The sequence below is a fragment of the Desulfobacula sp. genome, from assembly GCF_030145145.1.
GTDB lineage: Bacteria > Desulfobacterota > Desulfobacteria > Desulfobacterales > Desulfobacteraceae > Desulfobacula.
In genome coordinates this window covers 37,995-61,865 of sequence record NZ_JAQYWD010000039.1, presented here as the reverse complement: position 1 = coordinate 61,865, position 23,871 = coordinate 37,995, and the positions used below count along the sequence as shown (strand labels likewise).

At 45.0% G+C, this 23,871-nt stretch carries 33 protein-coding genes; 22 read left to right on the top strand and 11 right to left on the bottom strand.

What is annotated here, in order from left to right; all coding sequences use genetic code 11:
• Positions 1-233: 233 nt before the first annotated feature.
• Genes Q1Q15_RS20090 through Q1Q15_RS20075 form a run of 4 tightly spaced genes read left to right on the top strand, consistent with a single transcriptional unit; the run spans position 234 to position 2,701 of the window.
• A complete protein-coding gene (locus Q1Q15_RS20090; RefSeq protein ID WP_300464022.1) occupies positions 234-500 on the top strand; it encodes a glutaredoxin family protein in 267 nt (88 codons plus the stop codon).
• A complete protein-coding gene (locus Q1Q15_RS20085; protein ID WP_300464020.1) occupies positions 490-819 on the top strand; it encodes a ferredoxin-thioredoxin reductase catalytic domain-containing protein in 330 nt (109 codons plus the stop codon). Before Q1Q15_RS20090 ends, Q1Q15_RS20085 begins: the two co-directional genes overlap by 11 nt.
• 18 nt (positions 820-837) lie before the next feature.
• A complete protein-coding gene (locus Q1Q15_RS20080) occupies positions 838-2,016 on the top strand; it encodes a citrate/2-methylcitrate synthase (RefSeq protein ID WP_300464019.1) in 1,179 nt (392 codons plus the stop codon).
• A gap of 22 nt (positions 2,017-2,038) precedes the next feature.
• Positions 2,039-2,701 carry a rubredoxin-like domain-containing protein gene (locus Q1Q15_RS20075; protein WP_300464017.1) on the top strand — a complete coding sequence of 221 codons (663 nt, stop codon included), beginning with the start codon at positions 2,039-2,041 and terminating at the stop codon, positions 2,699-2,701.
• Between the two features lie 97 nt (positions 2,702-2,798).
• On the opposite strand, the gene Q1Q15_RS20070 is transcribed toward Q1Q15_RS20075, so the two are convergent.
• From Q1Q15_RS20070 to Q1Q15_RS20055, 4 genes are all read right to left on the bottom strand, one after another.
• Complete coding sequence (locus Q1Q15_RS20070; RefSeq protein WP_300464015.1) at positions 2,799-3,590, bottom strand: exodeoxyribonuclease III; 792 nt, start codon at positions 3,588-3,590, stop codon at positions 2,799-2,801.
• A gap of 50 nt (positions 3,591-3,640) precedes the next feature.
• Positions 3,641-4,342, bottom strand: coding sequence for an acetate--CoA ligase family protein (locus Q1Q15_RS20065; RefSeq protein WP_300464014.1), 702 nt, complete (start codon positions 4,340-4,342; stop codon positions 3,641-3,643).
• Entirely contained in the window at positions 4,336-5,703 is a 1,368-nt protein-coding gene (locus Q1Q15_RS20060) for a CoA-binding protein (protein WP_300464012.1), read from the bottom strand. The genes Q1Q15_RS20065 and Q1Q15_RS20060 overlap by 7 nt, the downstream gene beginning before the upstream one ends.
• Before the next feature lie 107 nt (positions 5,704-5,810).
• Entirely contained in the window at positions 5,811-6,272 is a 462-nt protein-coding gene (locus Q1Q15_RS20055) for a ferritin family protein (RefSeq protein WP_300464011.1), read from the bottom strand.
• A 246-nt stretch (positions 6,273-6,518) separates the two neighbouring features.
• Here Q1Q15_RS20055 and Q1Q15_RS20050 point away from each other — a divergent pair, with 246 nt between their 5' ends.
• Positions 6,519-6,986, top strand: coding sequence for an HIT family protein (locus tag Q1Q15_RS20050; protein ID WP_300464009.1), 468 nt, complete (start codon positions 6,519-6,521; stop codon positions 6,984-6,986).
• A 19-nt stretch (positions 6,987-7,005) separates the two neighbouring features.
• Here the strand turns inward: Q1Q15_RS20050 and Q1Q15_RS20045 are convergent, their stop codons facing one another.
• From Q1Q15_RS20045 to Q1Q15_RS20020, 6 genes are read right to left on the bottom strand one after another with little or no spacing between them, the layout of a single operon-like run.
• The gene (locus tag Q1Q15_RS20045) at positions 7,006-7,629 is read right to left on the bottom strand and encodes an HD domain-containing protein (RefSeq protein ID WP_300464007.1); all 624 of its coding nucleotides are present in this window, start codon (positions 7,627-7,629) and stop codon (positions 7,006-7,008) included.
• Positions 7,629-8,228: an ABC transporter substrate-binding protein gene (locus Q1Q15_RS20040; RefSeq protein ID WP_300464006.1), complete on the bottom strand. Its 600-nt coding sequence runs from the start codon at positions 8,226-8,228 to the stop codon at positions 7,629-7,631. Before Q1Q15_RS20040 ends, Q1Q15_RS20045 begins: the two co-directional genes overlap by 1 nt.
• Before the next feature lie 27 nt (positions 8,229-8,255).
• On the bottom strand, positions 8,256-8,603 hold the full coding sequence (locus Q1Q15_RS20035) for an STAS domain-containing protein (RefSeq protein ID WP_300464004.1): 348 nt from the start codon (positions 8,601-8,603) through the stop codon (positions 8,256-8,258).
• A gap of 7 nt (positions 8,604-8,610) precedes the next feature.
• Positions 8,611-9,048: an outer membrane lipid asymmetry maintenance protein MlaD gene (gene mlaD, locus Q1Q15_RS20030; RefSeq protein ID WP_300464003.1), complete on the bottom strand. Its 438-nt coding sequence runs from the start codon at positions 9,046-9,048 to the stop codon at positions 8,611-8,613.
• A gap of 17 nt (positions 9,049-9,065) precedes the next feature.
• The gene (locus Q1Q15_RS20025) at positions 9,066-9,839 is read right to left on the bottom strand and encodes an MlaE family lipid ABC transporter permease subunit (protein WP_300464001.1); all 774 of its coding nucleotides are present in this window, start codon (positions 9,837-9,839) and stop codon (positions 9,066-9,068) included.
• A gap of 25 nt (positions 9,840-9,864) precedes the next feature.
• Positions 9,865-10,650, bottom strand: coding sequence for an ABC transporter ATP-binding protein (locus Q1Q15_RS20020; protein WP_300463999.1), 786 nt, complete (start codon positions 10,648-10,650; stop codon positions 9,865-9,867).
• Between the two features lie 122 nt (positions 10,651-10,772).
• On the opposite strand from Q1Q15_RS20020, the gene Q1Q15_RS20015 reads away from it, so the two are divergent.
• The 13 genes from Q1Q15_RS20015 (at position 10,773) to Q1Q15_RS19955 (ending at position 18,784) form a co-directional block, all read left to right on the top strand.
• Entirely contained in the window at positions 10,773-12,089 is a 1,317-nt protein-coding gene (locus Q1Q15_RS20015; protein WP_300463997.1) for a SpoIIE family protein phosphatase, read from the top strand.
• 32 nt (positions 12,090-12,121) lie between these two features.
• Positions 12,122-12,547, top strand: coding sequence for an ATP-binding protein (locus Q1Q15_RS20010; RefSeq protein ID WP_300463995.1), 426 nt, complete (start codon positions 12,122-12,124; stop codon positions 12,545-12,547).
• A 189-nt stretch (positions 12,548-12,736) separates the two neighbouring features.
• A complete protein-coding gene (locus Q1Q15_RS20005; protein ID WP_300463993.1) occupies positions 12,737-13,141 on the top strand; it encodes a hypothetical protein in 405 nt (134 codons plus the stop codon).
• Positions 13,141-13,995 carry an ATP-binding protein gene (locus Q1Q15_RS20000; protein ID WP_300463991.1) on the top strand — a complete coding sequence of 285 codons (855 nt, stop codon included), beginning with the start codon at positions 13,141-13,143 and terminating at the stop codon, positions 13,993-13,995. The genes Q1Q15_RS20005 and Q1Q15_RS20000 overlap by 1 nt, the downstream gene beginning before the upstream one ends.
• On the top strand, positions 13,992-14,891 hold the full coding sequence (locus tag Q1Q15_RS19995; RefSeq protein ID WP_300463990.1) for an ATP-binding protein: 900 nt from the start codon (positions 13,992-13,994) through the stop codon (positions 14,889-14,891). Before Q1Q15_RS20000 ends, Q1Q15_RS19995 begins: the two co-directional genes overlap by 4 nt.
• Before the next feature lie 13 nt (positions 14,892-14,904).
• On the top strand, positions 14,905-15,291 hold the full coding sequence (locus Q1Q15_RS19990) for a NifB/NifX family molybdenum-iron cluster-binding protein (RefSeq protein ID WP_300464024.1): 387 nt from the start codon (positions 14,905-14,907) through the stop codon (positions 15,289-15,291).
• 24 nt (positions 15,292-15,315) lie between these two features.
• The gene (locus Q1Q15_RS19985) at positions 15,316-15,675 is read left to right on the top strand and encodes a NifB/NifX family molybdenum-iron cluster-binding protein (protein WP_300463988.1); all 360 of its coding nucleotides are present in this window, start codon (positions 15,316-15,318) and stop codon (positions 15,673-15,675) included.
• Between the two features lie 118 nt (positions 15,676-15,793).
• Positions 15,794-16,048 carry a zinc ribbon domain-containing protein gene (locus tag Q1Q15_RS19980; protein WP_300463986.1) on the top strand — a complete coding sequence of 85 codons (255 nt, stop codon included), beginning with the start codon at positions 15,794-15,796 and terminating at the stop codon, positions 16,046-16,048.
• Between the two features lie 2 nt (positions 16,049-16,050).
• Entirely contained in the window at positions 16,051-16,488 is a 438-nt protein-coding gene (locus Q1Q15_RS19975; protein WP_300463984.1) for an iron-sulfur cluster assembly scaffold protein, read from the top strand.
• A gap of 22 nt (positions 16,489-16,510) precedes the next feature.
• Complete coding sequence (locus tag Q1Q15_RS19970) at positions 16,511-17,029, top strand: PocR ligand-binding domain-containing protein (protein ID WP_300463982.1); 519 nt, start codon at positions 16,511-16,513, stop codon at positions 17,027-17,029.
• Positions 17,030-17,050: 21 nt separating this feature from the next.
• On the top strand, positions 17,051-17,572 hold the full coding sequence (locus tag Q1Q15_RS19965) for a gamma carbonic anhydrase family protein (RefSeq protein WP_300463980.1): 522 nt from the start codon (positions 17,051-17,053) through the stop codon (positions 17,570-17,572).
• A gap of 15 nt (positions 17,573-17,587) precedes the next feature.
• The gene (locus tag Q1Q15_RS19960; RefSeq protein WP_300463978.1) at positions 17,588-17,890 is read left to right on the top strand and encodes a hypothetical protein; all 303 of its coding nucleotides are present in this window, start codon (positions 17,588-17,590) and stop codon (positions 17,888-17,890) included.
• 114 nt (positions 17,891-18,004) lie between these two features.
• A complete protein-coding gene (locus Q1Q15_RS19955) occupies positions 18,005-18,784 on the top strand; it encodes an enoyl-CoA hydratase-related protein (protein ID WP_300463977.1) in 780 nt (259 codons plus the stop codon).
• A 33-nt stretch (positions 18,785-18,817) separates the two neighbouring features.
• On the opposite strand, the gene Q1Q15_RS19950 is transcribed toward Q1Q15_RS19955, so the two are convergent.
• Positions 18,818-21,313: an AAA family ATPase gene (locus Q1Q15_RS19950; RefSeq protein WP_300463975.1), complete on the bottom strand. Its 2,496-nt coding sequence runs from the start codon at positions 21,311-21,313 to the stop codon at positions 18,818-18,820.
• A 90-nt stretch (positions 21,314-21,403) separates the two neighbouring features.
• Between Q1Q15_RS19950 and Q1Q15_RS19945 the strand changes: the two genes are divergently transcribed.
• The 4 genes from Q1Q15_RS19945 (at position 21,404) to Q1Q15_RS19930 (ending at position 23,754) form a co-directional block, all read left to right on the top strand.
• On the top strand, positions 21,404-21,664 hold the full coding sequence (locus Q1Q15_RS19945; RefSeq protein WP_300463973.1) for a GIY-YIG nuclease family protein: 261 nt from the start codon (positions 21,404-21,406) through the stop codon (positions 21,662-21,664).
• Positions 21,661-21,903 carry a YheU family protein gene (locus tag Q1Q15_RS19940; protein WP_300463971.1) on the top strand — a complete coding sequence of 81 codons (243 nt, stop codon included), beginning with the start codon at positions 21,661-21,663 and terminating at the stop codon, positions 21,901-21,903. Before Q1Q15_RS19945 ends, Q1Q15_RS19940 begins: the two co-directional genes overlap by 4 nt.
• 30 nt (positions 21,904-21,933) lie before the next feature.
• Positions 21,934-22,479 carry a rhomboid family intramembrane serine protease gene (locus Q1Q15_RS19935; RefSeq protein ID WP_300463969.1) on the top strand — a complete coding sequence of 182 codons (546 nt, stop codon included), beginning with the start codon at positions 21,934-21,936 and terminating at the stop codon, positions 22,477-22,479.
• Positions 22,480-22,551: 72 nt separating this feature from the next.
• Positions 22,552-23,754: a PilT/PilU family type 4a pilus ATPase gene (locus Q1Q15_RS19930; RefSeq protein ID WP_300463967.1), complete on the top strand. Its 1,203-nt coding sequence runs from the start codon at positions 22,552-22,554 to the stop codon at positions 23,752-23,754.
• Positions 23,755-23,871: the final 117 nt, after the last annotated feature.

Here is a 23,871-nt window from a genome sequence, read left to right as displayed (position 1 = left end):
AACGAAAAGATTGAATGCAGCTTTAGACCCGAAATATCTGGAGGAAGTCATGTTCGGCTGACCATTGCCAGTTACCAAGACCATAGGGACCTTATAATATTTACTTGCGTTGGCCCTGGCCAAATCATACTTTAAACTTGCAAATCCGGCATAAAACATGCAAAAATCAAATATCTAAAATCAAATCAGGACAGGACTGTTTTTTAAACCCCATACTATCAAAGGAGAATTAAATGGCAACGGCTAAAACAACATTATATGCATTAAGTACTTGCAGCCATTGCAAGTCAACCAAAAAACTGCTTTCCGAATGTAATGTTGAATATGAGTACATTGAAGTGGACGATCTGGAAGGGGAAGAGAGAAAAGCCATTCTGGCGGACATTAAACAGCTGAATCCCCGCTGTTCTTTTCCCACCATTAAAATCAACGAAATTGTTATTGTCGGATATAAAGAAAAACAAATCAAGGAGGCATTAGGGATTCATAATGAAAGTTGAAGAATTATATGCGGCATTGAGAAAATCCCAGGAGGCAAAAGGCATCTTTTTTAATAAAGACAAGGATCTGGTATTTGAACTGCTTGAAGCCCTTCTTTTAAACAAAGAACGATATGGATATATGGCCTGCCCCTGCAGACTTGCCTGTAATGACAGGGAAAAGGACAAAGATATTATCTGTCCCTGTGATTACAGGGAACCTGACCTGGAGGAATTCGGGGCCTGCTTTTGTGGCCTTTATATTTCCCAGGCGCTTCATAACAAAGAAATTGAGGCGGAATATGTTCCCGAAAGAAGACCCCCTGAAAAAACCGTTTAATTTATTTAGGAGATATTCATGGATGAATGTATACCGGTCATGAATACCGGCCTTCGTGGTGTTGATGTGGCCAGTTCAAAAATCTGTAATGTACTGGGGAAAGAAGGAAAGCTGATCTATCGAGGCTTTCTGATTGAAGATCTGGCCCGGCATGCAACGTTTGAAGAAGTTTGTTTTCTGTTGTTGTACGAACGGCTTCCCAAAAAACAGGAATTGGCAGATTTTCAGGAAAGCCTGAAACAAAAACGACGTGTTCCTGAGAATATCTTTTCTTTTCTCAAAACACTTCCCCCGGATATGAGCCCCATGGACGTCCTGCAAATGGCAACACCTTTGTTGATTCAAACCGATAAGACCATTGGACAGCCCGGCATTGAAAATACACTTTACAGTGCGGAAAATCTTATCGCCGGCATCGCCATCATAACGGCTGCATGGGACCGGATCAGAAACAAAAAAGAGGTCATTTCACCGGACAATACCTTATCCCATGCGGCAAATTTTCTGTATATGCTCACCGGTGACATCCCTGATGATGAAACCAGTCACTTTTTTGACACAAGCCTTGTTCTGCATGCGGAACACTCGTTCAATGCGTCAACATTTACGGCACGGCAGGTGGCATCCACCCGGGCCCATATTTATGCGGCCATATCTGCAGCCATCGGGTCTCTTTCCGGTTCCCTTCATGGGGGTGCCAATGTCAAGGTGATGAAAATGTTAATGGAAATCGGCTCTGCTGAAAAAATTGATGCTTACATCAATAATGTGTTGAACTCGGGCGGGTTGATCATGGGACTGGGCCATGCGGTTTACCAGACAGATGACCCCCGGGCCATCATCCTTGCCCCCATGAGCAAACGGATGGGGCAAATCGCCCAGCAACCCCTGTGGTATGAGCTGTCAAGGGAACTTGAACAAAAAGGAAAAGCAGCGTTCAAGGCAAAAAAGCAACGGGAGATCTATAGTAATGTAGATTTCTACAGTGCGTCCCTGTTCTATGCCATGGGTATTGTCACGGATCTTTTCTCACCGGTTTTTGCTGTTTCAAGGGTCAGTGGATGGGCCGCCCATGTCATTGAAGAGCAATTTGCCATGGCAGCACCCAAGCCCTCTCTCTACAGGCCGGGTGCTGCATATGTCGGTGACTATTGTGGACCGGATGAATGTGTATTTACGGATATGGATGACCGTTAACTATCAAATAAGGAAACCACCAATGAAAGTTTGGCAATGCAGTGTATGCAAATATATACACAGGGGGGATACACCGCCTGAAAAATGTCCGGTTTGCGGCGTGGATGCAAGCAAGTTTGTGCAAATTGATGAGGCTTCCATACCGGAAAAATCCCCCAAAAAAATACCGCCGAAAACAAAAACAGCCGCAATAGAGTCCGGGCCCAGTAAATCTGAGCCCCAACCGGCTCAAGCACCGCCACCGGATGAAAAAGGATTTAAAAAAATCACCACCCTGTTGATCCAGCACCATGCGCACCCGGTATCCGTGCACTCCCCCAACGGCATACTGCCGGCAGTTGTTATTTTCTGGCTCATCGCCTGGGCTTTCAGCTCTGACCTTTTTGCCCGGGTCGCATTCATCAACCTGATTTTTGTCATCATTACCCTCCCGTTTGTTATTTTCACAGGCATTCTGGAATGGAAGAAAAAATACAATGGGGCCCTGACGGTGATTTTTAAATTAAAAATCATGGCTGTCACACTGACGACGGTTTCATGTGTCATCAGTTTTGCCTGGTACCTGCTGGATCCCCAGATTTTATCGTCTTCCACGGCCTGGGTATTTATTCTCATCAACATCATCATGCTGGCGGCTGCAGGTGCTGCCGGACTTATTGGTGGCAAACTGGTGTTTAAAGATTAATCTTCCAACCGGATTCGCCATGTCAGATTACGGGGTCCGTCCGATAGACATGCGCTGAGTTTGGCCGGGAAACCGGTTCGGGCATGGGCAGCCCCGGTCAGATATTGATGACAATACCAACGGGGCAATGATCTGATCCAAAGACATCATTATCGATAAAGGCGTTTTTGACCACGCCTTTATCGATAATGTCTTTTGTGACAAAAAAATAATCAATGCGCCAGCCGGCATTGTTTTTTCTCGCATTAAAGCGGTAAGACCACCATGAATACTTGACTTTTTCAGGATAAAAATGCCGGAAGGTATCCACATACCCCATGTCAATCATCCGGTCCAAAACATCCCTTTCGACCCTTAAAAAACCGGATCGCTTGGCATTGGGTCCGGGATTTTTTAAATCGATTTCATTGTGAGCCGTATTAAAATCACCCGTCACGATCAGGCTTTTGCCCTGGTCTTTCAATTGATTGGCATAGGTTAAAAACCAATCATAAAAATCAAGCTTATACTGCAGCCGCTCATCACTCATCTGACCATTGGGAAAATAAACATTAAACAAGATAAACCCCGGATAATCCAATCGAATAACCCGGCCTTCATTATCAAATTCAGGCATGGAAAATGAGGTGGTCACGCGATCCGGTGTTTGTTTTGAATAGGCAGCAACCCCACTGTAGCCCTTTTTAACGGTTGAATAGGACCAGAACGATTCATAGGACAATAACCGAATCATTTCATCGGTCCGCTGGTCCTCCTGAAGCTTTGTTTCCTGGAGCAGGAGGATATCGGGATCAAGATCATGGATACAGGTGACAAACTCTTTTTTCATGACAGCCCGCAACCCGTTTACATTCCAGGACATTATTTTTAACTGCTGGTGATCAGACATAGGCCTTTCCTGAATTTTATCGTGCTATTGTCTCGTGATACAGGTGTGTGTCAACCCACTTCCCCTGCCGTTCGAAAAGACGACAATATAATCCTTGCATCCGCTATGACACACCGGTTCCGGGTACAGATCACGGGATTCAAATCCACGGATTCAATCTCCTTTTCAAACGCCATGATCAAATAGGAAAAATTGACCATTAAATGCGTCAGGATCTGCATGTTCACCCCGGCGCTTCCCCGGTATCCGGATATGATCTCTTTTGCCGTAAGTGATTCCACCATTGAATAAACATCCCCCGGCTTAAGGGGGGCCATTCGGATAGCCGTATCATTATAGATTTCAACAGAAGTGCCGCCAATGCCAAAAACAATAACAGGGCCGAACTGATAATCATTTTTGGCCCCGATGATAATCTCAAGGCCCTGAACCATCTGTTCAACCAATATGTGCTCACACCCGTCAAGGGTTTGCAGTCTGGCCATTTCAGTTTTCAGATGCTCACTGGAGCTAATTCCTGTAACAACGGCCTGGGCCTCTGTCTTATGAAGGATTTTCTTTGAAACCGCTTTTGCGACAACCGGAGATTTAGATGCCTTTAAAAACTGATCTGCCGCTTCAAAGGAATCGGTTAAAATAAAATCCGGGATATCAAGCCCCTGTAATTTCATCAAGGCTTTGGCATCCGGTTCCTGTACCCATCCTAAGGACTTGTTTTTTTCCAGGATTTTCCCGCTGTTTTCGTTTACCATGGTCGACACCTCTTCAATGCTTTTGCCATCAAAACAGCCCCATCCACAGAAGAGGCCACCGGGATATTATTGAGTTCAAACCCTTCGATGATAATTTTATATTTATCTTCCTTGGGAACATATGCAATCATGGGTTTGCCCTCATTTCTTGCCACCTGGCTGAGCTTTGCCCCAATATCGGCTGAAACACCCGGCGAATAGGGAAGCAGCAACGCCAGTACACACTCAACATTTTTATCCCTTGACAAATACGTTGCAGCCATAACAATATCACTGTCCACAGAACTCCCGGTAAGATCCAGGGGATTGACAAGGGAGGCGATTTTTCTGATTTCCGGTGACAGTCGCTTTTTAATGCTATCCATTGTTTCCTGTTCTAAACGGGGGACGGCGATATCGTTCAATTCACAGGCATCAACAGCGATAACACCATGACCGCCACTCAGAGAAAGAATACCGATCTTGCCGTTAATCCCTTGGGGATAGCAACTCAATGCCTCACAAAAGGCGGCCAGTTCATATTCATTCTCTGCCTCAGCCACACAATGCTGTTTCATGATTTCAGAAAAGACCCTGTAATCCCCGGCCAACGATGCCGTATGACTGGAAACCGCCTCACTCCCCTTTTTACTCTTTCCCGCCTTCAGGATGACCACCGGTTTGGAACATTGCTCGACTTTTTCAACAAAAAGTCGCCCTTCCCTTCGTTCAAACCCTTCAACGTAAAAAGCAATCACCTTTGTCCCAAGGTCCCGATCAAACCAGTCCAGCATGTCTGTTTCCCTGACATAGGCCTTGTTTCCAATGCTCACGGCAAGAGACAAACCAATCCCCTGGCCTGCAAAATTGACCATCTGATCCACCAGGACGCCGCCGCTCTGGCTGACAAACCCGATATTTCCTTTGTCCGGGCGAATGATTCTTTCACCGGGAAGGAAAAAGGTATCCACATGATCAGGGGCATAAATCCCCAGACAATTGGGACCGACAAAAGGGAAAGCTGCCTCTCTGGCAATATCCACCACCCGCTGCTGCAAACTTGAATTTCCGGCTTCTGCAAATCCGCCCGAGACAATCACCGCACCCCTGACGCCCTTTTGTATACATTGTTCCACCACCGTGGGAACAAACGCTGCCCGGACGGCAATGACGGCCATATCAACATCCTCCTGGATATGCCCGACACTGGGATAAAGGGGTTCCCGGTTCAAAAGTCCCCCCTTTGGATTCACGGGAAATGTTTTCACCGGATACCGCAAATTGTTTTTATTGTAAATCACATTAGCGGGGTGGTTGTCCTGGGATGTGGACACACCGATAACTGCCATGGTCGCTGGTCTGAATAGACATTTTAAATCCACTTTTCTTCCTTTTTTCCGGCACGCTGAATTCACTGGGATGAAAGGGGTATCAGGAGGGATAAAAAGGCTGACAGGATACCCCATCAACCTTTTTTGACTAATACAAATTAATTATCCTGATCTGCCAGATAATCATCGTACATTGATTCTAAACCCAGCTTGTGTTTTGATTCCTCCTGAACAAGAATCGTAAACACCTTTTTAGCATCCGCATTGTCCGTCTGATCTGCCAGCATGGAGTAAAGCTTAACCGCTTTTTCTTCTCTTTTCATGGCCAGTTTAAGGATTTCCGGCATGGGCATCCCCTCTTCATACTCCACTTCCACCATGTAATCACTGATTTTAAGATCTGTAACTTTCTTAAACTCATAGGAATCAATTTTCTCTTTGTTGCCTGAAATATCTGAAAGAAGTGCCACATGTTTTTCTTCTTCTTTTGCAAATCTCTCAAACGTTTCTTTAAGGGAAGCCCTGGTGGCTTCTTTGGCTAACGCCAGGTAAAATGCAACAGCTTCTTCTTCCTTGTCAACAGCAAAACTTAATATTTCATCAATCGATCCAAATTCCATGCTTATTCTCCTTTTGTGTTAGCGGTTTTATATTGTCGTTTTATATTAAATAATTAATAACATATTGTATCTCATATCCATAAAAATATACATACCTTAATATACTATATGATAACCCCATCCATTTTCAATTAAAAATTTATTTTTAAAAAATATTTTGTTTATGGTATACCCTGATAATACATACATTGATTATTGTTAACTCAACGTTCGGTCTTCAGTTTTAACGGAAGGGGTCAGACATAAATGGCACCCCGAAAATTGAGTTGTTATTATAACCATGCCATCCAAGATCAAATGAGCGACCCTATTATTTTACCAGAAAGCCGCCCGGGATCACCGATCCATTGTCCATTTTGCCGGACGGAACACTTAACAATCATCGGTGAAAACAAAACGGTTTTTGCCATCCGGGACAGTTCACCCGTCAGTCTGGACCACATGCTGGTCATCCCCAGGCGGCATTGTCTTGATTATTTTGAAATGACCCGGCAGGAAAGATGCGATGCCCATGAATTAATGATAGCACTGAAAAAAAAAATCCTGGAACAGGATCCAATGGTGAATGGCTTTAATATTGGTGTCAATTGCGGAGAAACCGCAGGCCAGACCATCTTTCATACCCACATTCACCTCATTCCCCGAAGAAAGGATGACACCCCGAATCCCCGGGGAGGCGTCCGGGGGGTTATTCCGGGTAAAATGAATTATTGACTCAACAAACCCGCCTTCTTCATTTCAGTATTTTTAAATCTTTCCTGCGTTTTTCTGCTTGTTCAATGGCTGAGGTTTTGGCTGTGTTCGTAAAAAACCATACTGGAATTTTTGATATCAATCTATCCATATACGCTCGCGGTGTTAAATCGAACCATTGATAGTTCAAATAAAACCCCTCGAAGCTGTAGCGCCAAAGCTTATCGGCATCTTTGACAATCATATCGTTTCTATCGTGAGCCGTTTCCCTTGTATCGTGGCCATCAATAATTGCTTGAACACGCTGAATCATATCAGCCGGATAGTCTATTTCCCGCAGTATCTTCCCGGCAAGATGAACTCCTTCAAGCTCATGACATCTCTGGAGTTCGGGGTTTTTGATTTTCGGGCCAAAGGCATCCTTAATCTCGGTTTCAGGAAGTTGCGAATAGCCGATATCATGCAGTAAGATCGCCGGGAGAACAACCCGTGGGTTTCCCCCTTCTGTTGCCAGGAGATTCAGGGCACAATGGTAAGATACTCGGGTATGAAGGGTATTCAGCCGTATCTTTAACAGGTGCGCTGCCTTGTTGTAGAGGGTATTGTAAAAAGTGTCCTGGATTTCCCAGCCCTGATCCCAATCAACCGGTTTTATGGCACCCATCAGCTGTTAATTTTCTTTTTCAATTCTTCCACTAATTTTTCATACGGATCTTTCTGCAGGATCTGATCAAACTGGGAGCGGTAATTTCCCACCAGGCTGACACCTTCGATGACGATGTCATAGACCATCCATGAGCCATCTGTTGATTGATACAGTCGATAATCAATGGGGATTTCAAGTGTGCCGGTAATAACCGTTGTATTGACCTGTGCTCGTTTTTCTTTTACAAATTCTTTTAAATAGACCACCTTCTCATCGTTATAGGCTTCTACTTTGGCGACATAGGTTTGCTCAAGGAGTTGCCCAAACAGCTCGACAAAGACTTTTTTTTCCGCATCACTTCTTGTTTTCCAATGTCGGGCAAGACTCAGTTGTGACATTCTGGCAAAAGAAAATCTTTCATGGATCACCCGCCGAAGGGCGGCTCTTCTTTTTTCAGTCTGGGCGTCTCCCTTGAGAGATGGATCCCGCAATATGGCCATCACTTGATCAATGGTGGCTTTCAACTGATCCTGAACAGATGACGCACCGGCATTATTTACCGAAAAAAAGATACAGACCGCAAAGACAATAAGCACACCCATTCCAACCCGTTTCATTGATACCTCCTGAAATAAAAAAGATTTTTACCGTTCAGACAATTCTTTATATGCATCATCTGTATCTGCTTTTATATTGAACACTCTATCCAGCTTTGTCAGGGAAAGTGCGTTCAGCACATTGTCACCCAATCCTGTCAATATAAATTCCTTTATATTTTTTTTACTCCATTGAAGCCCCTCGACAAGGGTTGCAATGCCGGAACTGTCCATGAATGAGACCCCGGAAAGGTCTACGATAACCCCCTTAACCCCTCGTTCAAAGTAGGGCAGCAGTTTATCCCGCAAACTTGGAGAGGTGAACATATCAACTTCACCCTCAACGATGATAATACCGATATTTTCTTTTTCTGTGTTCTTGATTTTAAAACTCATAAGCCTGTTATTTTTCAAAAATATATTTGCTGACCAATTCTTCCAGGCTGATAGCAGACTCTGTATCCATCAATGAGTCGTTATCTCCCAACATTTCATCAGAACCGCCCGGTGATAATTTGACAAATTTGTCTCCGATAACCCCCTTTGTCCGAATGGAAGCAATGGTATCATCGGATATTTGAGTTCCTTTTTTAATTTCCATCTGTACAAGGGCTTGATTTTCTTCCAGGGTAATTCTTGTTACTTTCCCCACCTGCACGCCGGCAATTTCAACGGAGGCACTAATCTCAAGACCTTCTATGGATCCGAAGCTGGCATCAATCACAAAATCGTCAGATCCAAAAAGGTCAACATTGCCCAGGTTAACGGATAAATAGACCAGGCAGGCAATGCCCACCATCATGAAAATACCGACGGATACTTCTGTTTTTCTTCCATACATGATGAATACGTTAAATCCTATAGTAATAAAGATGTCAAGATATAATCCACAATGAGAATAGACAGAGAGGTCAGGACAACCGCATTGGTAGTTGCACGGCTCACGCCCTCGGTGGTGGGTTCAGCTGTAAACCCCATAAATGATGATATCCACGTAATCAAAAGGCCAAAACACAGCGATTTCAGGATTCCCCCATGGATATCGGTAAATGTGATGGCTTTCACCATCTTGCCTAAATAGGCGCCTTCATTGACCCCTAGTAACTTCACCCCGACAAGGTACCCCCCGGCAATGCCCACCAGATCAAAAAAAGCCGTTAAAAGCGGCAGGGAAATAATTCCGGCAACCACCTTAGGGCTGATCACATATTTCAACGGATCAATGGCCATCATTTCAAGCGCCGGAAACTGATCCGTAATTTTCATGATGCCAATTTCCGCAGTAATGGCAGACCCGGCCCTGCCGGTGACCATCAATGCACAAAGCACCGGCCCCAACTCTCGGATGATTGAAAGGGCCACCATCACCCCTAAAGCTGCTTCTGCGCCAAACTGGCTTAATGAATAATACCCCTGAATACCCAATACCATCCCAGTGAAAAGGGCGGTGACAAAAACAATCAAAAAGGACTTTGATCCGATAAATTCAATTTCTTTCACCAGGCGGGGTATCCTGAACGGCGGTAAAAACGCCTGGAAAACACTCATGAACAAAAAGATGCCACTCCTGCCCAGGATCTGAAGACGATTTAAAGTGATACGGCCAAGTGATGCGGCAATTTCCAAACTCACAACGCTCCTTTAATCAAACGAAATGTCATCTGAATAGAATTTCATCTAAATAATTTTTATCCGTCCGGGTAAATGGAATGGGCCCTTCAGGCTCCCCATTGATAAACTGTTTCACCCTCAAATCTTTACTATTACGTATTTCTTCCACGGTCCCTTCTGCAATAATATCCCCGAAAAAAAGAATCATGATATTATCGGCAATTCTAAAACAGGACTCCATATCATGGGAAACCACGACAGAGGTAATATTCAGCGCCTGATTAAGGTCCTTGATCAGCTTGTCAATCACTCCGGTAGAGATAGGGTCTAGACCGGATGTGGGCTCATCATAAAAAATGATTTTAGGATCCATCACCATGGCCCTGGCAAGCCCCACCCGTTTCATCATCCCCCCGGACAACTGGGAGGGCATGAGCTTCTCAGTCCCCCGTAATCCCACCATCTCCAGTTTCATGGTCACGATGGTCTTTATGATATTATCGGCTATTTTTGTGTGTTCCCGCAAGGGAAACGCTATATTCTCAAAAATGTTTAAATAATTAAAAAGAGCAGATCCCTGGAACAGCATTCCCATCTTTCTTCTGATGCCATATAATTTTTTCTTGTTTGCCGTTGTCAGGTTCACGCCATCAAAGTAAACAGACCCTGAATCCGGTTTTTCAAGGCCGGTAAGCTGCCGTAGCAGGGTACTTTTCCCTGACCCGCTGCCACCGAGGATAACAGTGACTTTTCCCGTCTCAAACCGACAATTCAAGTGATTTAAAGCGGTAACATTGCCATATTTTTTTACAAGATTTTCTACTTTGATCATAGCGTTTATTTATCACTTATCTGTTTATGGATTTCAAGATAACGTACCCGATTTTCCGTGTCAACGATAATTACAAAGATTGACAAACCCGGCAAGGCTTTATATAAAAATTTAATATGGTCATGGAAAAAAACATTTACCCCTATATGATTACCGATAATGCCTCAGATCTCAAGGCCTGTATCAGCAAAGTTGAACGTCTGTCCAACTGCATTGAAATCGCTAACCTGATAAACTCCGAACTTTCTATTGGAAAGCTTTTGTCCAATGTCATGGAGACGACTAGAAAAGCCTTTTCAGCTGATGCGGTCAGTATGCTGTTACTAGACGAAAAAACAGGAGACCTGATATTTCATATTGCCCTTGGGGATGTCGGCGATGACATCAAAGAAATCTACCGATTGAAAAAGGGACAGGGGATTGCAGGACTCGTCGCAGAAACCGGCATCCCCCTTAATATTAAAGATGCTTACCAGCACCCGAAATTTTCTACTGAGCATGACAAAAAAACAAACTACCGAACCCGGGCCATGCTCTGTGTTCCCCTTAAGGTTCGCAATAAAATCATCGGGGTTATCCAGGTGATTAACAAAATCACGCCCCCCTTTATTTTTTCTAATGAAGAACTGGACATGCTGGTCACCATCAGCAGCAGCGCTGCGGTGGCCATTGATACGGCTAAAATGCATAAAATCATTCTGCAAAGGGAAACCCTTGAAAGGGATTTAAAACTTGCCAAAGAGGTACAGGAAAGCTTCTTACCCAGAATGCTTCCCACACTTGAAACCTATCGGTTTGCCGCTTTAAATCAACCGGCCCTGGAAATCGGAGGAGATTTTTACAATTTTTTCAAATTGCCCACAAACAAATTGGGAATTGTGCTGGGGGATGTTTCAGGAAAAGGCATTTCAGCTTCCCTCTTCATGGCGAGGCTTACCAGTGATTTTCAATATTTCGCCCTTTTATATCCCGAGCCCCGGGAACTGTTGAGCCATATAAATAACGTGCTGTGTGAACGGGCAAAACGGGGGATGTTTGTTACCCTTGTTTACATGCTGCTGGATACTGTTGAGAACAGCATACAAATGGCAAACGCAGGGCATGTCTTCCCCATTTATTCTGACGATGAAGGGGTTTTACTATTAGGTCATGACACCAAAAAAGGGCCGCCATTGGGGATTATCCCGGACCTTGAATATGCCCAGGAAAATTTTACGCTTCAAAAGAATTCAAGTATCACGCTGTATACGGATGGGGTTATTGAGGCAAAAAACAACAACAATGACCTGTTTGGGATTGACAGGCTTTTATCCGTAATTGCACGACAGACCAATGATCCTGATTTAATGATCAAAGGCATCAAGGGTGCTGTCGATAAATTTACCGAAACCCAGGGCCAGAGCGACGATTTGACCCTGATGGTATTTGGTCCGTATTAATATGCTTCAACGAATACCGGATTGACACCGTTATGAACCCGGAACCCATTTTTTTCAGCGTAAGGTCACACCCCAGGAACTTGAAACGTATCAGGAGAGTGATCACAGATGCCCTCTCGAAAACAGATCTGTCAAAAAAAGAATCGACAAATATCATTCTGGCGGTTGATGAGGCCTGCTCCAATATAATCAAGCACAGTTATAAAAATGATCATAACCGGACGATTGATCTGACCATTCGACAGGAAACCCATCGTATCATCATCTCGGTTCTTGATGATGGGATTCAATTTGATATCGATTCGATTGAAGCACGCAAAATGGATGAGATCAAACCCGGGGGACTGGGCATTTATATTATTCAGCAGGTGATGGATACCGTCGAATACAGTCATACCCCGGAGGGATTCAATAAAATAAAAATGGTCAAACAAATACCCGCCCCATCGAATCATTAACGATTCGAATGGTCGCATAACCGCGACCATTTCTTTTTTTTAAACAAACCAACCCACCCAACAATTTCTTAACATCCTAAAATCATTATATTATTATCAATTAATTCTTTTATTTTTATTTATGGCACATGGCTTGCATATGGGATAAACGCAGGACCAAATATGAAACATCAAGGGAGTTAACAACATATGACGCATGTACTGCTGGTAAGCCAGAAAAAAAACAATTTTTCAGAACTGGAAACAGCCTTTTCAGAAAATAATGTCACCACTGAATGGACAGATACGGCGCAAAATGCCCTTTCTAAACTTTCTGAAGAAAACTTCGACCTGTTCATTACCCATGAACACCTTTCGGACATGACAGGAAGAAAGCTGATCGAAAATGTCCTTTTTAAGAATGCCATGATGAATTGTGTGGTATTAAGCGCACTGGACCACAAGGCGTTTCATGAAGCCTATGAAGGCTTAGGCGTTCTGATGCAGTTTCCTTTGGTGCCGGGTAAAGAGCAGGCCCAGAATCTTTTGGATCACCTGAACCACATCGCCCGAATTTCAAACCGGACAAGCAAACCAAAAGGAGAACCCATATAATGATTATCAGTGTTGCAAGTGGTAAAGGAGGGACCGGAAAAACAACGGTTTCAACCAATCTTGCACTTTCCATTGAACAGAAGGTACAACTTTTTGACTGTGATGTTGAAGAACCCAATTGCCACCTTTTTCTAAATCCGGTCATGGGGAAAAAAGAACCGGTCATTGCACCGGTACCGGAAATTGACCTGGAAAAATGCACGTTTTGTAAAAAATGCATGGACATCTGCAGGTTTGGTGCCCTTGCTGTTTTAAAAAAAGAAGTCCTTACCTTTGACACCCTCTGCCATTCCTGCGGAGGCTGCTTTGAAGTCTGCCCCGAAGGTGCGGTTCTTGAAAAAAAACGATCATTGGGTGACATTGAGCATGGATCAGCAAGGGGCATCTCTTTCGTCCGGGGCTGCATGGATGTCGGACAGGTAATGGCCCCCCCCATTATACGAAAAGTCAGGTCCTATACAGATCCGAACCTTGTCACCATCATTGACGCGCCTCCCGGGACCTCATGCCCGGTGATTGCCGCAATGAACAAAGCGGATTTTGTCCTGCTGGTCACCGAGCCCACCCCGTTTGGTCTGCATGATCTCAAACTTGCCGTTGAAACGGTCAAAATCCTCGGCATCCCCCACGGGCTTGTCATCAACCGGGCAGGTCTGGGCAATGACGATGTTAAACGATATTCAGAAAAGGAACACCTGCCCATCCTCATGGAAATCCCTTTTGATAAAAAAATTGCACAAATTTATTCCAACGGCCAGATGGTTGTTGACAAACTGCCTGAGTATAAAGAAAAATTTCAGGACTTGTTCGAAAAAATAGCGCAATTGGTAGAAAAGGGGGGACAAAACAGATGAAAGAACTGGTAATTTTAAGTGGGAAAGGCGGAACAGGTAAAACAACCATCACAGCAGCGTTTGCTTCCCTGGCTAAAAACATGGTGATGTGTGATGCGGATGTTGATGCAGCAGACCTTCACCTGATTTTGGACCCTGATTTCAAACAATCCACTGATTTTGTAGGCGGCCATGAAGCCGTGATCAACCCGGACATGTGCACCCAATGCGGCCGTTGCATTGAGGTCTGCAAATTTGATGCGGTCCGGGACACCTTTGAAATTGATTCCATTGCATGCGAGGGCTGCGGGGTTTGTGTAGACCTGTGCCCGGAACAGGCCATTGATTTTCCCGAGACCATTTGCGGACAATGGTATATTTCAGGAACCCGGTTTGGCCCCATGGTCCATGCAAGACTTGGCATTGCCCAGGAAAATTCAGGGAAACTTGTGGCCCTTGTCCGGCAGGAAGCAAAAAAAATGGCAACCCAAAACAATCTTGACCTTATTCTGACGGACGGCCCTCCCGGCATCGGATGCCCGGTCATTGCCGCCATCGGTCAGGCTTCCGCCATACTGATCATAGCAGAACCCACGGTTTCAGGCTTCCATGATATGGAACGGGTGGGGGAACTTGCCAGACATTTTAACATTCCTGCCATGGTCTGCATCAATAAGTATGATCTGAATCCGGATCAAACAAAAAGAATTGAAGACCTTGCCCAAAAGACCCATATCGCGATTGCCGGCAAAATCTCATTTGATCAGACGTTTACGGAATCCATGATCCAGGCAAAAACGATTTTTGAATACGACAAGAACTCACAGGCCAGTATTGAAATACAAAAGGTGTGGGACACCATTGTGTCTCTGCCGGAATTCAACACACCTGTGAACAATATAATGCAACATTTATAGGAGCAATAAAATGATGAAAAACGGAAGAATAGCAGTTCCATCTAACGGCCAGGGCGGACTCAATGGAACAAGGGCCGGCCATTTCGGTCATTGTGATGTCTTTACCTTTGTTGACGTGGAAGATGGTGAAATCAAAAAAGTATCCATTCTCCAAAATCAGGAGCATGCCCAAGGCGGCTGCATGGTACCGGTCAATCTTTTGTCTGAAAACAGGGTTAATGCGCTCATCGTCGGCGGTATCGGCATGCGGCCGTTGATGGGCTTCAGACAGGTGGGCATTGATGTATATCATGATGATCAACGCCCGGAAATAGAACCGGTTGTAAAAGATCTGATTGCCGGCAAACTGGCTGAAATCAGCAATGATCAAGTCTGTGGCGGCGGCGGCGGACAGGTGTAACATAGGGTATAGGAGAACGCAAAAATGAAAGTAGCTGTCACATCACAGGGAGATACGCTGGATGCTCAACTGGATCCAAGATTTGGAAGGGCTGCGTATATCCTCATTGTCGATACGGAAACACTTGAATTTGAAGCATTTAATAATCAAGAGAATAAAGATTCATTCAAAGGCGCCGGGATTCAAGCGGCAACAACGGTCAGTGATAAGGACGTTGAGGTATTGTTGACGGGATTCTGCGGTCCCAATGCCTTTAAAACCCTGGAAGCTGCCGGTGTAAAAGTGGTCAATGATCAGAGCGGACGGGTCATTGATGCGGTCCAGAAATTTAAACAGGGCAATGTTGTTTTTGCCGATGATGCCAATAAGGATGGTCACTGGTAATCGGTTCACGAGTGGAGAAGAAAAGCACTCTTTCCAAACCAAATAAATGCCCATTCACAGACAGGGTGCTTTTCTTCATCCCCCCACCGGTTGATTCATTCACAAAAAGGAGAGATGAATGCCCCTTTATGAATATAAATGTAAGGACTGCAACGCATCAAATGAACTCCTCATTATCGGGAGACACGATACGCCCGTATGTAAATCATGCGGTAGTACAAACATGACAAAGCAGGTATCGGCCCATTCAGCCATGTCAGGCCCAACCAGAAACAGCCTGCCCGGATTAGGAGACACGGCATGTTGCGGGGCTTCTCCCGGCAAGGCTGAAGGATGTGCAGGACCGGGAAGCTGCTGTGGGAAGAAATTTTAATCATGAAAAATTTAGACGACTTTATAGATAACCTTCAAAACGAAATATTTGAGGATGCCAAACGGGAACTGGGAGAAAAAGGATTTCAGAGATGGCGCCATCCCCAATTTAATGGCAGAATGGAACATCCGGATGGCCACGCCAGTGTGACCGGAGAATGTGGTGACACCATGGAAATTTATTTAAAATTTGAGAATGACCGGGTTTCTGATGCATCCTATTTTACCAACGGCTGTGCCTCAAGTTCTGTCAGCGGCTCCTTTGCTGCAGAACTGACCCTGGGCAAAGACCCGGATGAAATAACAGATATCACATCAGAAATGGTTTTAACCACCATCGGCAGGCTTCCGGATAAAGATGTCCATTGCGCTGAACTTGCGGCAAGGACCGTTCAGGAGGCATTGAGCAATTACATGTCAAAAAATTTGAAAAACCTGTAAAATCAAACAAGGAATGCGTAAAATGGAATTAAACCAGATCCAATCCCTTGAAGGATGGCGTTTACTTGAATCTGACGTGTCAAAAACCTATACCCTGCAAACCTCTGTCTTCAATACAGAGGGGATTAGAATCACCGACAGCAAAAACTGGTCCAACAAATTATGTCCGGCCATCAAATCCCTGGATAAAGGGCAGACGTTTATCTGTGCTGTTGCCCATATGAATATGTCTAACCAGGCCATGCAGACAAAAAAATATATAATTGACGAATGTGATGCCGGACTGCTCAAGGTGGTGGTCCCCATTTTTTTAAACGACGAGTATCTTGGGGTTATCAGCGGATGCGGGCTGTTAGCAGAGGAGGGTGAAGTGGATGTGTTTGCCATCAACAAAATTTCCGGGATGGATGAGCAGGAAATAGAACACCTGTCTTCAGACATGCCCACCATCACCTATAAAAAAGCCCGCTCGGCGTGTGACTATATTCAAAAAAAATTAGATGCGATTTTAGATCATTACAAAAACCCTGCTAAATTATAAAGGTTGAAAACGGGAGACAACATGGCAGTATACCAATATGGTGAAAAAATCCCCAAAATTGGAAAAGATGCATATATCAGCGATTCTGCAAGGGTCATTGGCGATGTCACCATCGGTGACCAGTGTTATATCGGTCATGGGGCCATTGTCCGGGGAGATTATGGTAAAATTATCATTGGGGCCGGAACTGCCATAGAAGAGAATGCCATTCTCCATATCCAGCCCGATGGGGTTCAGGAGTTCGAAGAAAGAGTTACCGTGGGTCATGGGGCCATTGTCCACGGCAAATATATAAAATCCCATGCTGTCATCGGCATTGGTTCTATCATTGGTTTTGATGTGGTCATCGGATCATGGGCCATTGTAGCCGAAGGCTGTGTCATACCCCAGAACACCATCATTCCTGACGGAAAAATCACAGGGGGGGTGCCGTTCAAAATCCTTGGTGATGTCAAACAAAAACACAAAGATTTCTGGACTTGGGGGAAACAGCTTTACGTTGACCTTGCCAGGGAATACCCTGATAAATTAAAAAAACTATAGCAGGCTCTTTTTGCTATGACAATTATTTTAGACTTAAGCCATCACTGTATTGAAACTGCGTCCAAAAGAGAATATGAGCGATTGGTCAGGCAGTGTTTTAAATGTGACGACACTGACCCGGACAGCAGCATCATTGAAACACACATCAGTGCATTAAAATATCTCCTGGAAAAAGCGGATTTTTCTGACCTCAGAAACCAGTGCAGTGCTACCGGTTCCGTTGAAAAAAAGGCGGTTCTCATGGTATCAAAACCGTTTAAAGACCTGTATATCCGATTTAATAACGCGACCTTGTACCCGGTCTGGAAAACCCGATAACATCAAAATAATATGACAACTCTTTTCATTCCCCCTGGTAACTGCTACGGTAACATGTAAATCAGGAATTTGGACAGGATGATGATGACAACCGATACAAAAGGAGATGTCATAATGAAATTTGAACAGGTGATCATTGAAATTGGTGGGAATCATGTGGCAACACTCACCTTGAACCGCCCTGAAAGCATGAATACTTTCAGCACCCAGATGGCTGTCGAACTGAATCAGGCGCTGGTTGAGCTGGATACCGATCCATCGGTCAGGGTGATTCTGATAAAGGGCGCAGGCAGGGCATTTTGTGCTGGAATTGACGTAACCGAACTTGCCGGGAAGACTGCCATTGAATACCGCGAATGGATCGAACGAATGGAGGCACCCCTTGTTACCCTTTCAAAAATAAAAAAACCGGTCATTGCACAGCTTCATGGCGTTGCCGCTGCAAACGGCATGGGATTGATTGCCGCTGCAGACCTGGTCATTGCTGCAGAGACCTCGCGCATGGGACTGACGGCCATTAATGTCGGACTGAACTGTATTGGGCCCATCCTTCCTGTTGCCAGGTGTGTGGGCCGGAAAAAGGCCCTGGAACTCCTGCTTTACGGAAACTTGATCAAAGCCCCGGAAGCCCTTTCCCTGGGTCTGATAAATAAAATCGTCGCCAACGAAGCACTGGATGTCCAGGCCCGCCTGTGGGCCGAAGAACTGGCACAAAAAAGCCCCATTGCGGTCCAGATTGCAAAGACGGCGTTTTATCATTCCGAAGATATGTCCTACGATGCCCAGTTTGCCTATATGAATGAAGCCTTTGCCCGCCTGTGCACCACAGATGATGCAAAAGAAGGGGTCACGGCATTTTTTGAAAAACGGATCCCGGTCTGGCAGGAAAAATAATCCGGTACGACAATAGAAGTGCCGATCATGAATTCAGGACATCAGTAAAACCTGCAAAGCGGTTTGCCGTTTGCTGATATCATGGTTTTTAACTGCCATGGAAAGGGCCTTTCGGGTACCGACAAACACGACCAGTTTTTTTGCCCGGGTTATCCCGGTATAGATCAAATTCCGAAACAGCATTTTATAATGCTGGGTAAGCACCGGGATAATAACAATTTCAAATTCACTGCCCTGGGATTTATGGATGGTGATGGCATACGCCAGATCCAGTTCCATAATATCGGTTTGCTTGTAATGAACCCGCCGGTTATCCGGATAAAAAACAACCGTGCAGGTTAACGCCATCGTATCAATATCTCTGATAACACCAATATCCCCATTAAAGACACCCAGGTCATAATTGTTTCGCCGGTGAATCACCCGGTCCCCCACCCTGAAAATTCTTTCTCCGACCTTCAATTGGCGCTTGCCCTGGGCATAGGGATTTGCGGTTTCCTGGATGAGTTTATTTAAACTGACCGTCCCAAGGCTTCCCCGGGTCATCGGAGAAAGGATCTGTATTTCACACTGGCCATAATATTTGGGGATCCATTCCTGGTAAAGCTTTCTGATAACATCGAATGCAGCGAGTCCATAATGGAGCGTTGACCAGGGATGAACCTTTTTCACAACCAAAAGCAACTCTTCAATCCTGGTTTGGGCTTCAGACACTTTTTTCAGATTCACATGCTCAAATTTTTTTGGGATGCTGATTTCCGTTTCATAGGGGATAACGGGTTCCTGGATCCGGAATTCAAAAAAATCACCGTCATCAGATGCCTCAAATACCGTGTTTTCCAATTCAGAAGACGTTAGCGCATAAAATCGTTTCACCCGTGCAATAAACTGTATCTGCTCCTGGGTGGCCTCATCTGAATCAAGGAACAAACAATCGATCTTATCCTGCCATATGTCAGGGCTTTTAAACGGGGATTGAATCCAGGGCATGTCCCCTTTATTGATCTGGTGGGCATATTTAATAATAAGGGAGGCCTGGGCCTGTCGAAATATCTGGGTCAGTTTAAAACACGGCACCCGCCCGGATGCAATGATATCTTTGAGCACATTGCCCGCACCCACCGACGGCAACTGGTCAGGATCGCCAATGAACAACACCTGGGCCGTTTCAGGAACCGCCTTGAGCAGTGATGCGGTGAGGTTGATATCCAGCATTGAGCATTCATCAACAACGAGAAAATCTGTTTTTAGAGGCGCTTCCTCATTTTTTTTAAATTTGCCGTTCTGCCATCCCAGCACCCGATGAATTGTTTTGGATTCCTGTCCAATCACATCCGTCATCCGTTGAGCCGCTCTGCCGGTGGGTGCTGCCAGAAGAACCGTTAACCCCATTGCCTGGATTAATTTAACAATGACACGGGTAATGGTTGTTTTACCACACCCCGGCCCCCCCGTAAGAATTGAAAATTTTTCACAGACAATGCCCTTGGCCGCGTCTGCCTGTTCAGTGCTTAAAGAAAGGGTATTTGCTTTGCAGTACATGGCCATCCACTGATCGACCCTCACCATATCAACCCGTGGAGGGGGTCCCATATTAACGATTCTTTTTGCGACATAGCCTTCATCAAAATATAAAGATTTTGAATAATAACAGTGCTCAGTTGTCCCCTTTTCCCCCACGAGTTCCCGACGCATCAAAAGCTTTTCTCGTTCCATATATTGCAGCAGCTCAACCAGTTTATGAGACAAATCTAATTGTAAGACAGTTTTAACCTGCTCATCAATCTGGGCGGCTGTCAGATAGCAGTGTCCAAAATTCCTGCTGGCCGCTAAAACATGCCGGATACCGGCCATGATCCGCTGGCGACTGTCAGGTTCAAGCCCGATACTTAACGCCACCTTGTCAGCAGAAAAAAAACCAATGCCATAAAAGTCATTTGCCAACCGGTAGGGATCTTTGGTCACAATTTTTATGGCATCCTCTTTGTACACTTTATAAATCCGAACCGCAAACAAGGTACTGATACCATGCGACTGCAGAAACATCATCACTTCCCGAATGGCCTTGTGCTCTGTCCAGGCCCGGCTTATCATATCCAGTTTTTTTTGGGCAATGCCGGGAATTTCGATAAGTCTTTCAATGGATTCTTCAAAAACAGCAAGGGTTTGATGATCAAAATACCTGACAATTTTTTTAGCCGTCTTGGGCCCCACTCCTTTAATCAATCCTGAACCCAGATATTTTTCCAATGCAGCGATTGTTGCCGGCTTTTTTTCCCTGGCAAGGCTGGCCTGAAACTGGCGCCCATATTTGGGGTGAACCGTCCATGACCCTTCAAATTCCATTGTGGCACCGGCAAATACCTGTGTTTGATGGACAATGACTGTTTCCTGACCATGGGGATTATTAAAGGGCAATACCCGAAGAATAGACCATCCGTTATCCGGGTTATGAAAGGTCACCCGATCCACGATTCCTTTGAGAACCTCCGTGATAACACCTGTCTGGTTGACTGCCGGTTGCTTCATTTTATCCTAATCCTTGACAAGGTCCATGCAATGACAGTAAATACACTAAAACAACAGGCAGTTTCAATAGGGGAATCAAAAGGATAAAATTTGAACAACTGGCAGGTGTATTTATTAAAATGTTCTGACCGCTCCCTGTACTGCGGTGTCACAAATAATCTTGAGAACCGGGTGTCAAAACATAACGCGGGCACCGCATCAAAATACACAAGATCAAGACTTCCGGTGGATGTTGTAGCCGTGAGAAAGGATTTGACAAAAAAGGAGGCGTTTAAACTGGAATATCAAATTAAAAAGCTGTCAGCTGAAAAAAAAATTCTGGCGTTGGAAAACAGGAATTTTAAAGAATGAAGGCCGTTAAAATTCCCCATGATCAATTAAACCCAGTGGCACTTCATGGCGTTATTGAAGAATTTGTGACAAGGGATGGGACAGATTATGGAGAAACTGAGGTCCCCCTGGAAACCAAAATCACCCAGGTGATGGCGCAACTCAAAACAGGAAAAGCCGTAATTGTTTTTGACCATGACTCTGAAACCTGCACAATTTTGAGAAGCGATAACCCTGTTTTAAAAAACCTTGAAGCGTAATTTTTTCAATGCAAAAAAGAGAAACACCCCATGAAAATCAAATACAATGCCCCGGTCATTTTAACCTATTCCATCCTGTCCTTAGGCGTTCTGTTCTTTTGTTCTAACCAGGTTTTAGCTGCATATTTTTCTTCCCCTTCTCATTTATCCTTTTCAAACCCCTATTTTTATCTGCGATTGGTGTCCCATATTGCCGGTCATGAGGGTTGGGGTCACTTGATGGGAAATTTTATGATTATCCTTCTGGTGGGCCCCCTGCTGGAAGAAAAACACGGTTCAGGCAAACTGTTGGAAATGATATTCATCACCGCCATTGTCACAGCACTCTTGAATGCCTTTATATTTTCAACATCCCTGTTAGGGGGAAGTGGTATTGCTTTCATGCTGATTCTGCTCAGCTCATTTTCAAATATCCGATCAAAGGAGATCCCCTTGACCTTTATCATCATTGCAGTGCTGTTCATTGGCAATGAAGTGGTATCAACCCTGAAGATAGACCGGATATCCCAATTCAGCCACCTTGTCGGCGGATTCATTGGCGCGGGTTATGGTTTCATTAGAAGCGGGAGACGATAACCGTGAAAAATTTCAGGGCCGCATTAATCGTGCCGCTAGGGGTGAGTTTAATTCTTTACCAAGGAAAGAAAAATGAAACAACCTGAAATTGATTATTGGATCACCTGCATGCTGGAAACCTTCAGCAATGTATCCGACCTGAATATCACCGTGGGAAAGAGTCTGCAGGTAGAATCATCCGGACAACTGACCCCGGTTCCCGTGGTCCCGGAAGTCACCGAGCTAACCCCGTTCCAGGCAGAGGTCTTTGCCCTAAACCTTATTGGGGGGGATCCCAGACTCCTTAAAGATCTCGTTACCACGGGGTCCTGCGATCTGTCCTATTGGCTGGGCAACAAGGCCAGGTTCCGGGTCAATATTTTTAAACAAAAAAACCATTTGACAACCATCTTAAGAAAGCTGGAAACCATCATCCCCAGCATTGAAAAGCTGGGGCTTCCCCCTATTTTTCATAAAATGGGCCAGGAAAAAAACGGGCTGATCCTGGTAACCGGAGCAACCGGTTCGGGGAAATCCACCACACTGGCTGCGCTGCTCAACCAGATCAACGAAGAAAAATCCATCCATGTGGTGACCCTTGAAGACCCGGTGGAATTTGTCCACCCCCATAAAAAAGCAACCTTTAACCAGCGGGAACTGGGAAATGATTTTGATGCCTTTCCCACGGGACTGAGGGCTGCCCTGCGCCAGGCACCCAAGGTCATCCTGGTGGGAGAAATGCGGGACCGGGAGACCATGGAAATCGGTCTGTCTGCTGCTGAAACCGGCCACCTGGTAGTTTCCACCCTGCATACCGTTGATGCCGGGCAGACCATCAATCGGATTCTGGGCATGTTTGACCAGGAGGAACAACCCCAGATCCGCCACAGACTGGCGGATACCATTCGATACATCGTCTGCCAACGCCTGCTGCCCAAAATCGGTGGTGGAAGGATTGCGGCCCTGGAAATCCTGGGGATGAACCTGAGAATCAATGATATTATCCTGAACGGGGAGTCTGAAGGCAAGACCATTAACGATATTATCACCAACTCCCGGGCATTCGGCATGCAGGCCTTTGACCAGCATATCCTGGATCTGTTCCAAGAGGGTCTGATCTCAGAAGAAACCGCATTTGCCTATTGTTCCCATAAAAATGTGATGTCCCAGGAAATGGACATATTAAAACGGGAAAAAGGAGAAAAAACGTCGGCCATTGAAGGCCTGACCATTGACTGGCGGGACAATGAAACCCTGGAAGAAAACGATGACAACCTGTCAGGTGAACACGATTAACTCAACTTTCGGAGTTGGCCATTTTCACATGGGGTCAGGCTTTCTTTATGGCACTTTTACCCATACTATTTATGAGATAGTGATAAAAAGCACCATAAAAAAAGCCTGACCCCGTCG

What these genes read in the sequence shown, in the direction of transcription:
- Q1Q15_RS19965 (WP_300463980.1), top strand. Translation starts at nt 17,051, where the DNA reads ATGGCAGTATACCAATATGGTGAAAAAATCCCCAAAATTGGAAAAGAT.
- Q1Q15_RS20045 (WP_300464007.1), bottom strand. Translation starts at nt 7,629, where the DNA reads ATGGGTGCCATAAAACCGGTTGATTGGGATCAGGGCTGGGAAATCCAG.
- mlaD (WP_300464003.1), bottom strand. Translation starts at nt 9,048, where the DNA reads ATGTATGGAAGAAAAACAGAAGTATCCGTCGGTATTTTCATGATGGTG.
- Q1Q15_RS19985 (WP_300463988.1), top strand. Translation starts at nt 15,316, where the DNA reads ATGAAAGTAGCTGTCACATCACAGGGAGATACGCTGGATGCTCAACTG.
- Q1Q15_RS20065 (WP_300464014.1), bottom strand. Translation starts at nt 4,342, where the DNA reads ATGGTAAACGAAAACAGCGGGAAAATCCTGGAAAAAAACAAGTCCTTA.
- Q1Q15_RS20015 (WP_300463997.1), top strand. Translation starts at nt 10,773, where the DNA reads ATGGAAAAAAACATTTACCCCTATATGATTACCGATAATGCCTCAGAT.
- Q1Q15_RS20005 (WP_300463993.1), top strand. Translation starts at nt 12,737, where the DNA reads ATGACGCATGTACTGCTGGTAAGCCAGAAAAAAAACAATTTTTCAGAA.
- Q1Q15_RS20075 (WP_300464017.1), top strand. Translation starts at nt 2,039, where the DNA reads ATGAAAGTTTGGCAATGCAGTGTATGCAAATATATACACAGGGGGGAT.
- Q1Q15_RS19990 (WP_300464024.1), top strand. Translation starts at nt 14,905, where the DNA reads ATGAAAAACGGAAGAATAGCAGTTCCATCTAACGGCCAGGGCGGACTC.
- Q1Q15_RS20090 (WP_300464022.1), top strand. Translation starts at nt 234, where the DNA reads ATGGCAACGGCTAAAACAACATTATATGCATTAAGTACTTGCAGCCAT.
- Q1Q15_RS20070 (WP_300464015.1), bottom strand. Translation starts at nt 3,590, where the DNA reads ATGTCTGATCACCAGCAGTTAAAAATAATGTCCTGGAATGTAAACGGG.
- Q1Q15_RS19950 (WP_300463975.1), bottom strand. Translation starts at nt 21,313, where the DNA reads ATGAAGCAACCGGCAGTCAACCAGACAGGTGTTATCACGGAGGTTCTC.
- Q1Q15_RS20010 (WP_300463995.1), top strand. Translation starts at nt 12,122, where the DNA reads ATGAACCCGGAACCCATTTTTTTCAGCGTAAGGTCACACCCCAGGAAC.
- Q1Q15_RS19940 (WP_300463971.1), top strand. Translation starts at nt 21,661, where the DNA reads ATGAAGGCCGTTAAAATTCCCCATGATCAATTAAACCCAGTGGCACTT.
- Q1Q15_RS20035 (WP_300464004.1), bottom strand. Translation starts at nt 8,603, where the DNA reads ATGAGTTTTAAAATCAAGAACACAGAAAAAGAAAATATCGGTATTATC.
- Q1Q15_RS19930 (WP_300463967.1), top strand. Translation starts at nt 22,552, where the DNA reads ATGAAACAACCTGAAATTGATTATTGGATCACCTGCATGCTGGAAACC.
- Q1Q15_RS20040 (WP_300464006.1), bottom strand. Translation starts at nt 8,228, where the DNA reads ATGAAACGGGTTGGAATGGGTGTGCTTATTGTCTTTGCGGTCTGTATC.
- Q1Q15_RS20050 (WP_300464009.1), top strand. Translation starts at nt 6,519, where the DNA reads ATGGCACCCCGAAAATTGAGTTGTTATTATAACCATGCCATCCAAGAT.
- Q1Q15_RS19955 (WP_300463977.1), top strand. Translation starts at nt 18,005, where the DNA reads ATGAAATTTGAACAGGTGATCATTGAAATTGGTGGGAATCATGTGGCA.
- Q1Q15_RS20080 (WP_300464019.1), top strand. Translation starts at nt 838, where the DNA reads ATGGATGAATGTATACCGGTCATGAATACCGGCCTTCGTGGTGTTGAT.
- Q1Q15_RS20020 (WP_300463999.1), bottom strand. Translation starts at nt 10,650, where the DNA reads ATGATCAAAGTAGAAAATCTTGTAAAAAAATATGGCAATGTTACCGCT.
- Q1Q15_RS19975 (WP_300463984.1), top strand. Translation starts at nt 16,051, where the DNA reads ATGAAAAATTTAGACGACTTTATAGATAACCTTCAAAACGAAATATTT.
- Q1Q15_RS19995 (WP_300463990.1), top strand. Translation starts at nt 13,992, where the DNA reads ATGAAAGAACTGGTAATTTTAAGTGGGAAAGGCGGAACAGGTAAAACA.
- Q1Q15_RS19980 (WP_300463986.1), top strand. Translation starts at nt 15,794, where the DNA reads ATGCCCCTTTATGAATATAAATGTAAGGACTGCAACGCATCAAATGAA.
- Q1Q15_RS20085 (WP_300464020.1), top strand. Translation starts at nt 490, where the DNA reads ATGAAAGTTGAAGAATTATATGCGGCATTGAGAAAATCCCAGGAGGCA.
- Q1Q15_RS20000 (WP_300463991.1), top strand. Translation starts at nt 13,141, where the DNA reads ATGATTATCAGTGTTGCAAGTGGTAAAGGAGGGACCGGAAAAACAACG.
- Q1Q15_RS20055 (WP_300464011.1), bottom strand. Translation starts at nt 6,272, where the DNA reads ATGGAATTTGGATCGATTGATGAAATATTAAGTTTTGCTGTTGACAAG.
- Q1Q15_RS19970 (WP_300463982.1), top strand. Translation starts at nt 16,511, where the DNA reads ATGGAATTAAACCAGATCCAATCCCTTGAAGGATGGCGTTTACTTGAA.
- Q1Q15_RS19935 (WP_300463969.1), top strand. Translation starts at nt 21,934, where the DNA reads ATGAAAATCAAATACAATGCCCCGGTCATTTTAACCTATTCCATCCTG.
- Q1Q15_RS19960 (WP_300463978.1), top strand. Translation starts at nt 17,588, where the DNA reads ATGACAATTATTTTAGACTTAAGCCATCACTGTATTGAAACTGCGTCC.